Annotated in this window: 8 protein-coding genes; 7 read left to right on the plus strand and 1 reads right to left on the minus strand. The window is 49.7% G+C overall.

Annotated features, from left to right (window positions below; all coding sequences use genetic code 11):
- Positions 1-48 precede the first annotated feature (48 nt).
- A complete protein-coding gene (locus tag FN124_RS26880; protein WP_142687872.1) occupies positions 49-1,284 on the plus strand; it encodes a glycoside hydrolase family 99 protein in 1,236 nt (411 codons plus the stop codon).
- A 738-nt stretch (positions 1,285-2,022) separates the two neighbouring features.
- Here FN124_RS26880 and FN124_RS31010 read toward each other — a convergent pair.
- Positions 2,023-2,175: a hypothetical protein gene (locus FN124_RS31010; protein ID WP_185937395.1), complete on the minus strand. Its 153-nt coding sequence runs from the start codon at positions 2,173-2,175 to the stop codon at positions 2,023-2,025.
- Positions 2,176-2,273: 98 nt separating this feature from the next.
- Here FN124_RS31010 and FN124_RS26885 point away from each other — a divergent pair, with 98 nt between their 5' ends.
- From FN124_RS26885 to FN124_RS26910, 6 genes are all read left to right on the plus strand, one after another.
- On the plus strand, positions 2,274-4,145 hold the full coding sequence (locus FN124_RS26885) for a chitobiase/beta-hexosaminidase C-terminal domain-containing protein (protein ID WP_142687873.1): 1,872 nt from the start codon (positions 2,274-2,276) through the stop codon (positions 4,143-4,145).
- 73 nt (positions 4,146-4,218) lie between these two features.
- Positions 4,219-5,403 carry a type IX secretion system outer membrane channel protein PorV gene (porV, locus tag FN124_RS26890; protein WP_185937396.1) on the plus strand — a complete coding sequence of 395 codons (1,185 nt, stop codon included), beginning with the start codon at positions 4,219-4,221 and terminating at the stop codon, positions 5,401-5,403.
- Positions 5,404-5,449: 46 nt separating this feature from the next.
- On the plus strand, positions 5,450-8,467 hold the full coding sequence (locus FN124_RS26895) for a SusC/RagA family TonB-linked outer membrane protein (RefSeq protein ID WP_260607592.1): 3,018 nt from the start codon (positions 5,450-5,452) through the stop codon (positions 8,465-8,467).
- A 30-nt stretch (positions 8,468-8,497) separates the two neighbouring features.
- Entirely contained in the window at positions 8,498-10,075 is a 1,578-nt protein-coding gene (locus FN124_RS26900; RefSeq protein WP_221887922.1) for a RagB/SusD family nutrient uptake outer membrane protein, read from the plus strand.
- 39 nt (positions 10,076-10,114) lie between these two features.
- Entirely contained in the window at positions 10,115-11,734 is a 1,620-nt protein-coding gene (locus FN124_RS26905; RefSeq protein ID WP_142687875.1) for a carbohydrate-binding protein, read from the plus strand.
- 31 nt (positions 11,735-11,765) lie between these two features.
- A complete protein-coding gene (locus tag FN124_RS26910) occupies positions 11,766-12,827 on the plus strand; it encodes a DUF5007 domain-containing protein (protein WP_185937397.1) in 1,062 nt (353 codons plus the stop codon).
- The last annotated feature ends 36 nt before the right edge of the window (positions 12,828-12,863 follow it).

Below are 12,863 nucleotides of genomic sequence, written 5' to 3' on the forward strand. Positions count from 1 at the left end.
CCGTAGTGCACCCGCACCATCGGCTTTAATCAGCGGCAAGAGAATAAGATGATAAGCAAAAAATTCCATGTTATTGTATCAGGCATCCTGCTGGTATGCATGTTCGCGCGCGCACAGCGCTATCCTACTTACAAAGGACTGGTAATGGCTGGTTACCAGGGCTGGTTCAATACCCCCGGTGACAGTGCCGGCAGGGGATGGCATCACTACGAAAAGAGAGGTGTATTCCAGCCCGGTTCCTGCGAAATAGATTTCTGGCCGGATGTAAGCGAGTATAAGAAAACCTATACCACCGCTTTCAGTTTTGCAGATGGTAAACCGGCCTCAGTTTTCAGTCCGCATGATGCTTCTACGGTATATCTTCATTTTAAATGGATGAAAGACTATGGCATCGACGGCGTTTTTATGCAGCGATTTGTGGCCGAGATCAGGAACCCCAGTGGCAAAAAGCATTTCAACACTGTACTTGACAACGCTGTGAAAGCAGCCACTAAATATGACCGCGCTATTGCCGTCATGTACGACCTCAGCGGTATGCGCCCCGGGGAAGAAGAGCTGGTACTGAAAGACCTGGATGAACTCACCGGAAAATACGACCTGCTGCATGGCAGTAAAAGTCCCACATACCTGCATCATAACGGTAAGCCCTTTATCGTGATCTGGGGCGTCGGCTTTAATGATCACCGCGCTTATGGTTTAAAAGAAGCGGAAACACTGCTGGATGGCATGAAGGCCAGGGGTTTCAGCGTAATGCTGGGCGTTCCTTCCTATTGGAGGGAGCTGCGCCAGGATGCCATCAGCGATGAAGGGCTGCACCGCCTTATTAAAAAGTCGGATGTAATTATGCCCTGGTTTGTGGGCCGCTACAATGGTAAAAGCTATGATGGCTTTAAACACCTGGTAGCCGATGACATTGCCTGGTGCAAAAGCAACGGCGTGGATTATGTACCGCTGGCTTTCCCTGGCTTTTCCTGGAAGAACATGAATGGCCCCAGGGCCAATACTATTCCACGGGAAGGAGGCAGCTTCTATTGGCGACAGATCGCCGGTGCAAAAAATGCCGGTGCAGAAATGCTGTACGTGGCTATGTTTGATGAGATGAACGAAGGCACGTCCATATTTAAATGTGCAACAGAAGACAAGTTGCCGCTCAATGCCGGCGGCTCATTTACCGGTATCGAAACCGGGTTGGGAAGCGATTACTACCTGTGGCTCACCGGCCAGGCTGCCCGCTGGTTTCATGGCAAAGGAAAATACTCCGATCAATTACCCGTGAGAAAATAATTTATAACAGGGATGCTTATACGAATTATGTACAGGCATCCCTGTTGTGTATAAAATACACTTTCTTCTTTTTAAAATAAATTTAAAAAGAAGCATTCCGGGTAGCGTTATTTTATCTGTGGCAGATGCTATTTTAACCTTTACCCGGCAGCAGATCCAGACGATAATTTTAGCTGAAATTATTTGCGATATTTTTTTTCAAACCTTTGGTTATTCAAATATCGCATCGTATTTTAGTAACGTTAAAACGTTTTAGCATTCCATTATGATTATCAAAAGAATAATTCCAAAATTTTATGATGTAGTATTACTTTAGACAAAAAGAAAGTTCCACGATTCCACGTTACAGGCATTTGTTTCTCTCATTTACTCAGGTTCAATTGTACAATCAGTTTTCCTCCCGTTTCACCAGTCTTATACAGTTTTAGCCGTTTGCTGAAATAAGCCGGAATGTATTCCAGGCGCATGCAGACCCCGCAAAACCAGTATAGGAAGGCCTGGAAAGATCCTACAATCGGACGCTCATAAAAATGTAGTTGGACAAATCAGCTGAAGTATTTTATTAACTGAAATTTGCCGGGTACGTCTTGGTAAGGATATTCTTTGCCTCGGCCAGTCCCGCGTTACTGGCGTTTATTTGCCGGATACTACGGTATCCGGGAACCTTATTAGTGTGGCATTGCTAAACTATCAACTGAAATTTAATCCAGGTAAAATGGAATGACATCCCTGTTCCATTCACCCTATGTATTCACTGAGCAAATAACTGATGTCATGAAAACTTTTAGCAGTTAGCTTATAGCCGTTAGCGCCTGTTGGTGCGCCGCCTGGCCGTGCGGTCACTTGTGCCGGTATCCATAGGGATACGCCGGAACGGGATCCTCTTTTCATTACTTTTTTGTACCTGCATACAGGTACCGGGTAAGTCATGCCCTTTGCTCAGGAAATATAATTAGTAAGGATTGCTAATTAAAATTCATTTATTGAATATGAAACAATTTAACAACGCTCTGTTTATTCTCTGCTGTGTAATAGCCCTGCTGGTAAAAGCCACAGCAACAGCTGCGGCTGCACCGCCTATAGATACTACACGGGGTGTGGTAGGCTATTATTTCCAGGACCCGCAGTCGGGCGGAAGCACTTTTACTACGCTGGTGTTCGACCGGGTGGATCCTAACTTCTGGTTTAACTGGGGCGATGGCTCACCTGACCCGCGCATCACCAACGATCACTTCTCCGTTCGCTGGAAAGGATTGTTTCGTGTGCCCGTTACCGGTAGCTATACCTTTAACGCCAATGCAGACGATGGATTTAAGTTCACCATAAAAGATTACGCAAAAAGGGAAGCCGATCCGGGAACAGTGGTCATGAACAATAACGGGAACTGCTGCGCCGACTTTTCCGGTACTATCAACCTGGAAGCGGGTAAGCTGTATCCCGTGGAAATGGAGTTCACAGAGAACGGAGGCGGCGCCAATATCATGTACTTCAAATGGACGGGCCCCGGTATTCCCCAGCAGCAGGTGCCGGCGGAATACTTTTATGCACTGCTGCCACAGGCCGCTGCCCGTCCTAAAATAACACCTGACCGGGGCCTGTTCGAAGACCATGTGGATGTTGTGCTGAGCACTACCACCGTGGGTGGTACTATCCGTTATACGCTGGATGGCACCGTGCCTACCATCAATTCACCTGTATTCAATCCGTTAACAGATACGCTGAAGCTCACCAGCACCACTACCGTAAAGGCCAGTACCTGGATGAACAACATGTATGTATCGGAAGTATCTACCGCATTGCTGAGCATTATGCCACCGGCTTTGCCCAACCCGGTATTCGTGCCTTCTGCCGGTATCTACAGCGATCCTATCAAGATGGCGATCAAAGTAGCAGCGCCCGGAGCCACCATTTACTACACAACAGACGGCAGCACGCCTACTACTGCATCACTGGTATACACCGATAGTATCCATATCGATTCCACCATGCGTATTAAAACCTTTGCGGTGAAAGAAGGCCGTTCCCCTTCACAGGTAATGGCTGCCACCTATACTATATTACCGGAGGGAGCAAAACAACCGGTATTCAGCGTGCCCGCCGGTAATTATAATGGCCCGCAGGAAGTGACCATCACCAGCGCCACACCCGGCGCCGTGATCCGCTACGCACTTAACGATAATGCGCTGAACTCCAATTCACCGGTATATTCCAACCCGGTGAAGATCAATGCCACTGCTACCTTAAAAGCTTACGCCTCTGCCGGCGGGCTTACGGATTCAAAAGTAACCATCGCTGCCTATGTGATCGGCAATAACGATGTGGCAGTAAGCACGCCCCAGTTCAGTTTCCCCGGCGGTACTTACAACGGCGCCAGGCAGGTAGGACTGTTCACCGATACAAAAGATGCAGTGATCTATTATACCACCGATGGCAGCACGCCGGACGAGAACGCTACTGCTTACTTTAACCTCATCCAGGTGAGCGACAGCCTTACCATTAAGGCCATCGCCATCAAACCCGGTATGAAAAATTCAGCGGTGGCGGAAGCTACTTATATCATCACAGGGGGAGGGAAAGACACCAGTCTTATTAACACCAACCTGCCGCAGGGACGGTTATCCATTACGCCAAATCCCGCTACGGACCAGGCCAGGATCAGCTGGACGGGGATGATCAATACCCGGGAAGGTTATCGTGTGGTCATTACCGATAGCAGGGGAGCAGTGGTGAATACCACGCTCATCACCAGTGGTTATACCTATTATATCGTTAACACACAATCGCTGGCCGATGGCGTGTACTTCGTAAAAGTGCAATCCGGCAGCTCCGTGGTAAAAGGCAAACTGCTCATCTCCCATTAAAAAGAAAACAACGGCATCAACATTATATAAATCATTTGAAATGACGTATCCAGGTTTTAATCAGGAAAAAAGTATGTCTCAACCGGTATCACGCCTGTACCGGTGGATGGCCACGGGCCTGATAGGCATCTCCCTGTTGCTGGCAGGGGAAAAGACCTCCGCGCAAATGGCCTACAGCAGCACCGATGGCCGTACCAATGCGGTCAGCAATGCGGTGCCGTTCCTGCGGATCACTCCCGACGCACGCCGCGCAGCCCTTGGCGATGCAGGCATCGCTTTGTCGCCCGATGCCAGCTCGGTGTTCTCCAATCTCTCCCAGATATCATTTGCTGAGGCAGAAAGGGCTGTTTCTGCGGGTTTTACTCCCTGGTTAAGGTCAATGGCCAACGATGTGTACCTGGCCGATATAGCGGCTTACAGGAAGCTGGATGAACAACAGGCGATAGGGGTAGGTTTCCGCTATTTCAGCATGGGCAGTATCCAGCTAACGGATTTCCAGGGAAACGACCAGGGAACGACACGGCCCGGCGAATTCTCCCTCGATGCGGGCTATACCCGCAGATTATCGGATCACTGGGCGCTGGGGGTAGCCTTCCGTTATATTCATTCCAAACTGGCATCCGGTCCCAAAGCCGGCGGTAACGGCGCTTACAAGGCAGGCAATGCCTTTGCCGGCGACCTGAGCGCCTCCTATACTTCGGTAACAGAATACGATGGCGGGCAGCAGGGCACCTGGCGCTTCGGCGCCGTGATGTCAAACATCGGCACAAAGATCTCTTACGCAACTGACAGCCGGGATAAGTATTTCCTCCCTGCCAATCTTGGTATCGGTGGCGGCTATACGTACCAGCTGGATGATAAGAACACACTCACCCTCACACTGGATATCAATAAACTGATGGCGCCCACACCGGATAGCACAGATGCGGATAAGGACGGTACGCCCGACTTCAGGCAGAAAGGCATTCTCAGCGGCGTATCCGGCTCCTTTGGCGACGCTCCGGGCGGCCTTAAGGAAGAACTGCATGAGCTGATGTATTCCACCGGCCTGGAATATACTTATGGCGGCCTGCTGGCGCTGCGCGCAGGATATTACAATGAGCACCGTACAAAAGGCAACCGGAAATACCTGGGCGCAGGATTCGGTTTGAAATATAAAATAGCGGGCTTCGATTTCTCTTACCTGGTTCCCGCCGGGGGAGATCCGCTGCACCCGCTGGCCAATACACTACGCATCTCCATTTCAGCAACATGGTAAGGCGCAGGGTATTTAATATCATTTCTCATTTACAAAATATTAGTTTATGCATTTCATAATGCGACGCTGTGTTATAGGTTTACTGGCAGGTGGTTTTGCGGCAGGAACAGCAGCGGCTGAAAACAGGATACTGCCGGCGCTGCCCGGCTACGCCACTCCGCAGGATACGGTGAAAAAGAAATTAAGTGAGAAGGAGAAAAGAGACAGTATCCGTAAAACAATGATCCCGGTAGATACCAATCACCTGAAGCCTGCATCTTTCAGAAGCAATGGCATCGATATGGGCAAGGCGGCCATTTATCCCTATTCCTCCCTTCAGCAAATGCTGAAGGGCGAAGTGGCCGGCGTGTATATCCAGGAACCCAGCGGCGAGCCAGGTACTGAAATGGGCATGATGATCCGCGGCACCGCCATCCCGCTCACTTCCCATAACGATGTATACGATGCACAGCCCCTGGTGGTGCTGGATGGTATTCCACTCATTATGGATCATCCCTTTGCCTTTGATATACAACAGTACGACTATAACCGCATAGGCCCCGCTACCAACCTGCTGGCGGCTATAGATCCCAATAACATCGCTTCCATTGAAGTGCTGAAAGATTATGCAGCCGCAGCTGTTTACGGTCCCCGTGCTGCCAACGGCGGGGTGATTTCCATCCGCACGAAAGCGCCGGTGATCGGCGGAAGAAAAATTGCTTTCAATACCTGGTTTGGTATCGCGCAAAAGCCTCATATCAATACTACCAATGCCAGGTTCGAAAATGAATTCAGGCAACCGTACTATAACCGGTATGCCAGCCTGGATAACATACTTACCTACCCGGCATACCTCCGCGATTCTACCAATGATGCATACTATGGCGCCTCCGACTGGACGGATCTTTATTATGCCAATAAATTCGTCCGCGGTGTAAACGCCAGCATCTCCAGCGGATCAGAACGGGCCAACTTCCGCTTCGCCGCCGGCAACGAGCAGATGAATAACCCCGGCGATAACACCCGCATGGACCGCTACAACGCCATGTTTGAAATTAACATGGTGCCGGTGTCATGGCTTACCATGTCGGCCATGATCAACGCCACCCGCCTGGAGCGCCGCCGTAACCGCAACCTGCGCGACCGCTTCGCGGATGTACAATACCTCCCGGATCTCGGCTCCCCGCTGCCGCCCAATAAAGCGGCATACGGCGCCTATCTCACCGAGTATGATAAGTCCATCGATGAAAATAAGACCAACAGCATCAATGGGTTCTTTCGCCTGAAAGTGGCGTTCTCAAAAGACTGGAACTTTGTATCAGGCCTCGCGGCAGATTATAACGAAGGCCTGAGGGATGTGTTTTATCCCGGCACACTCATGGAAACGATCAACTATGTTTCCAATTATTTTGGCTATAACCAGCGCGTGAGCTTTAATAATACGCTCACCTTCCATCATAACTGGAATAATATACATGATGTGACAGCGGAGGCAGGCCAGGTATTTGAAGCGGATTTTAACCGCTATAATTACAGCTATGCCTACAACGGGCCTAACGATCTTATTAAGCTCAACCTGTTAAATTCTGATCCGGGCAACGCCAATTACCTGCTGCCCAAAGCATTTAAGAGCGCGCTGGTATACATGGCGCTCGATAAGCAACGGCATCGTTTGTTGTCGTTTTACGGCCGTGGTATTTACCGCTATAAAGATGCGCTCGACTTTTCAGTGCTGGTACGCTCCGACGGTTCTTCCAGTATGCAATCCGATAACTGGTGGACAGTATCGCCCGCCTTCTCTGCGGGATGGAACCTGAAAAGTACCCTGCTGCCAGACCAGGAAGGCATTAATGCCATGCGGCTTCACGCCAGCTGGGGGCGCATCGCCCGCCTGCTTACAGACGACCGTTTCGGGGAAGGAACACAATATCTCTCCGATCTTTCTTTCAGCAACAACCCGCTGAAGTTTTCCTATAACGCGCTGGGCGCATTGTCCAGGCCCTATTCCACCGGCTATGTGGGCAACAATATCAAATGGCCTTATTCAGACCAGCTGGACTTAGGACTGGATATAAGTTTCCTGCAGCAACGCATCAATGTATCACTGGATGTATATGATAAAACAGATAAGAATATGCTGTTTAATATACCGGGTGGTAACGAATACGGCTATACGTCTGTTTATGAGAACGGGTTGAAAGTACGAAACCGTGGCGCCGACCTGGGCATCCAGGCAAACGTATTGCCAAAAACAAGCAAGCTGCAATGGATCCCATCTGCCAATATTAATTATAACCGGAATACACTGCTGGCATTACCCGGCGGAATTGATGAAATGCAGATCGGCACCGGTGCTGCTGCACGTAAGCTTAAAGTAGGCAGCGCTATCGATCAGTTCTGGGTGCTGGAAAACCAGGGCATCTATAATCGGGAAAGAGATATCCCGGTAAATCCTAAGACAGGACAAACCCGCACCTATAAAGGAACACCGCTTTCTGCCGGAGATCCCATCTGGACAGATCAGAACAACGACAACACCATTGATGATAAGGACAAAGTAATGAAAGGGCACTACCTGCCAAAGGTATCCGGTGGCTTCAGCAGTGAATTTACTTACCGCAATATCACTTTCAGCTTCACACTGTACTATGCACTGGGTAAAAAGATCCTGAACCAGGATGTGGCCAGTCACCTCGATTTTGTAAACCACGAAGGACAGATCTCCATGGATGCAGTGAAGGAAATTACCTTCTGGCAGAAGGTGGGCGACTATAACCGCTATCCCCTGTATAATCCATGGAGCAAGGTAGGCGCTTACCGTGCAGACCAGGACCTGTTCCTGGAAGATGGCTCCTTCCTGAAGCTGCGGAATATTTCCCTGCAATATGATTTTACAAAAACACGCTGGTGGAATAAGCGGTCGGTCTTACATGGCCTCACCGTATATGGCACGGCCAGCAATCTGTTCACCATATCGCCTTACACCGGCGGCGATCCGGAGCTCATTTATTTTAACGGCGTTGATAACGGGTATGGTCTTCCTATTCCGAAAACGTATACCCTCGGCGTAAAGATGGACCTGTAGTATTAAATGAACTGCATAAAATGATTTTTGATGAAGTATTTATCTTCCAATAATAAAAAATTCAACAGGACATATACGGCAAAATGGCTGTTGCTGTTATGTTTTTGCGGAGCGGCATTACAAAGCTGTAAGAAACTGCTGGATGTGGATTCCTCGCATGCCGTGGCAGAGAAGAATATGTGGAATTCGCATGAAGATACCCGCAGCGCACTGATAGGCGTATATGGCTTAACCCGCGCCGCACTGGCAGATAATAATGCCTTCTGGATGTACGGGGAATTGCGGAAAGGTGATTTTGCTGCTGTACAGCGCCAGGATATAGATGCAGTGGTCAGCAACAACCTGCACGCACCACTGGATATGCTCAATGAGCTTTCTAACTGGCGCCGCTTTTTTGCGGTAGTGAATGCCGCCAATCTTTTCCTGGAACATGTAGGAGAGGTAAAAGCAAGAGATCCCCGCTACAGTGAGCAGAACATGGCGGTAGACATTGCTCAGATCCGTTTCCTAAGGGCATTTGCTTACTTTAATATGGTGAGGGTTTGGGGAGATGTGCCGCTGATCACTACCTCCCATGATGGTGAATTTACTGATCAGCCAAGAGCGCCACAGGGAAAAGTACTGGCATTCATTGAACAGGAATTACAGGCGGCAGCGGATAATTTGCCTTATGCCTACAGCGCCAACGATCCGCAGCAGCAGGGCGACTACTACGCCGAAGGCGGTGATAAATGGAACGGCGTACTGGCACGCAAGCTCAGTGCATATGCACTCATGGCGCATGTAGCAGCCTGGCAGGCAAAGTACTCTCTCGTAGCCGCCTATACGAAATTTGTGCTCGACAATGCACAGAAAAGCTCGCTCGTGTTTGTGAAAACAGATCAGCTCACCAGTTCCAATGGTTTCTTTTCAGGAAGAGGCTCCAATAACTTTATCAATAACCACATGATTGCGTTCGACTTTGAGTTCACCAACGGCGAAGCATCCTATACCGGCCACCTGGAAGAGCTTACGCTGGCTGCGCCGGTGGTATCTAAAAGCCAGCCGGAGATCTATGTGCCGAAAGATACCATCCTTTCCCTCTTCGATCAGAACCGCGATGAACGTTTCAGCCTGGATAGTATCAGGGGTGAGCCCACCAGCACCCGGTACTTTACCAGCTTCGACAGTCATGTACCTATCTTCTCCAAAATAAAAGTAATACTCGATGGAGGCACCTCTGATCCTGATTTCCGCATGTACGGCAGCGCTATCATTTTCACCCGCCTGGAAGATATTGCCCTGCTGAGAGCCGAAGCGCTGGCTGTACTGGGAGAACAAACCGGTGCTATTGACCTGCTGAACCAGATCCGCGATCTCCGTGTAATGGAACGCTACGATGCCGGTAAGGAAGGCGACCTGTTAAACGCCATCTTCCGGGAACGTCGCAAGGAACTGATGGGAGAAGGACAACGCTGGTTTGACCAGGTGCGCTATCATAAACTGAAACGCAGCGATGCCGCATTCAACCGCCTCATTGATGAAGGTGGGATCTACTGGCCCGTGGCGGAAAATGTATTGATGCAGAACAAACAGCTTACCCAGAATATTTACTGGATCAACAGGTAAGGAAAACGCTTTCTATTCTTAACAAACAAATTATTTCTCATGCGAAAGAACATATTTCGTGTTGGTGCAGTAACAGGACTGGTGATATTGTTCTTGTATGCCGGGTGTAAAAAAGACAGTGGCTACTACAACCATGAAAACACCATTCATGAGTTTGCAGGCAATACCTACGATTTTTTGAAGAGCCAGACCGGCGTATATGATTCCTTCCTGTTTGTAATAGATAAAACAGGATTGACAGACAGCCTGAAGAATGGTCACTATACCGTGTTTGCGCCTACCAACGCCAGTTTTGCAGAGGCTGTTTCCAATATGAATAATCTCCGCAAGGCACAGGGCCGCCCCTTACTATACCTGGCTACGGTGGCGGAAAATGAACTGGACTCCATGGTATCGCGCTACATTATTCCAGGCGTGATACCATCCGATAGTATGAGCAACCAGGATGGTATTTATCTCAACGGCGTACGGTATGGTTACCGCATGCATGGAAGGTATGTATCCACCCGCGCGGAAGGATACACCGCCGGCGGCCCCGGCGTAATTGAATTCGCCAACACGAAAGGAGTTATTTATACACGCCAGTGGATCACCAGTAATACCGTGACCGTTGACATCAGGACCAGCAACGGCCTCGTAAACGTAATGGACCGCAATCACATTTTCGGCTTCGACGAATTCATCGGCCGCGTGAATCCTACGCTGCCCGTGCCTTTCAACGGAACGCCATTGCCTATACCCGGCACTATCTCCTTCGACCAGTTCGATAAAGGCGGCGAATCCGTAGCCTATCATGATAACGATGTGGCCAACAACGGAGGCAGGTACCGCCCAGGAGAAGGAGTGGACATACAGGACGCCGGCGGCGGCGATAATGGCTACAACATCGGCTGGACCAACTCCGGCGAATGGCTCGCCTTCACCGTGTTTGTAAATGAGCCCGGCCAGTACCGCCTGTTTGTAAGGGCCGCTTCAGGAAAGAGCAGCGATGAAGTAGCAGGTACGCTTCACCTGGAAATTGACGGCGACTATATGACCAACGGTATCAAGATCAAAGGCACCAGCGGTGATCAGAACTGGTACGATAACGAAGTACTGACCCGTGATCTTCCGGCAGGAAGACATCTGCTGAAAGTAAAATATGATCTCTCCAATTATAACCTGCGCTACATGCGCTTTGTACCGCTCGACAAACCCTACCCCGCGCCAGGCACCATCCCGGCGGAAGCATTTGATCCCGGCGGGGAAGGCGTTGGCTACCACGATGCAGATGCCGGTAACAACGGCGGCAAGTTCAGAACCAGCGAAGGCGTGGATATAGGCATGGCGAAAGAAGGCGGCGGATATGAAATAGGATGGACCAGCGACGGTGAATGGCTTAACTACACCATTGACGTGAAGAAAACCGGCGATTACTTCTTCACCGCCAGAGTTGCCAGTCCGAATGCTCCAAACGGCAATAACCGCTTCCATTTTGAAATAGACGGACAGGATGTAACAGGGCCCATGACAGCGCCCAATACCGGCGACTGGAACAACTACACCGACGTCACTGCACCGTTGCCCGTACACCTGGAAAAAGGAACACATACCATGAGGTTCTTCCTCGAGAATGGCAACTATAATATCAGATCTTATAAAATCAGTGAAGTTAACTAAGGTTAACAGATCAAGTAAAATGTTGAATGCTATGTCTAAAATATGCAGATACGGTCTCACAGGGGTTTTGGCGGTCCTCATCACAGGACTGGCCGCATGTAGGAAATGGTTGCCGGAAGACCTGGACTATCTCAGCCCCAAAGCCGTGTACACCCAGAAACTGTTTACGCCTACATTAGGCCGCACTACTTTGTTCTCAGGCGTGTACAACACCGACAATTCCACCACGCCCATCACTTTTAAAATCACGAACGTACGCGATGCCCTCACCCTGCAGCCTACCAACGACCTGGAAAAAATGGTGCCGGTATGGGTATGGAAACAGGGATACACCGGTAAGGAAAAATCACTGGCGGAAATTGAAGGAAAACGGCAACAGGAAAATCACCCGGTATGGGAAGTGCGTGAACATTCGGGCGACTTTATCCTCTGGGCAGGAGCGGACAGCACCATGCTGCACCAGCTGCCACATAAAGGATACCTGTTTGATGTAGTGGCTTCCAACACCGGTGGCACCAACACATACAGGGATATGCAGCTAACGCCCGTGAGGGAACTGCCTTACAGCCCCGCGAACGATATAGATCCCCTTACAGGTTTGCCCGCTATCAAATACTCTTCGGATTCTTCTTCCTACAGCCTGGTATATAATCATCCTTCTATCAGCAATGTAATGGGCGACAGCACCGAACTGGAAATGAAAAGCGACAGCGTGCGGGTATTCTTCCGGAAAACAGGTAACGGCAGTTCTATCTCTTTTAAATTCCTGGCAAAGGACTCCACGCTCATCAACCCATCCGTATTCAACGCCACCGGTCCGCTGGATAGCCTGTTGCACGGGTTTAATGTGAAAGCCACATCCGAATACATAAAGTTCGATGTAGCCTATCCTATCCCCGTGATCAGGTACGCTACGCGGTGGACCACCGGCGATGGCTCACAGGCGAAAGTGAGGTTTGCATGGGACCGTAAAGCCTATGGAGGAGGTATTGTACGCGCCACGCTGGATCTTTCCTTTGCTATTTATCAGAAAGGCGACTGGGACGTGATCTTCTATTTCTACAGCGATAACCCAAGATTCAGAAATGAATAACGGTAAACCCTAGTGAATCACATTTTGAAATAAATG

Source organism: Chitinophaga polysaccharea, from assembly GCF_902150045.1.
Lineage (GTDB): Bacteria > Bacteroidota > Bacteroidia > Chitinophagales > Chitinophagaceae > Chitinophaga > Chitinophaga polysaccharea_A.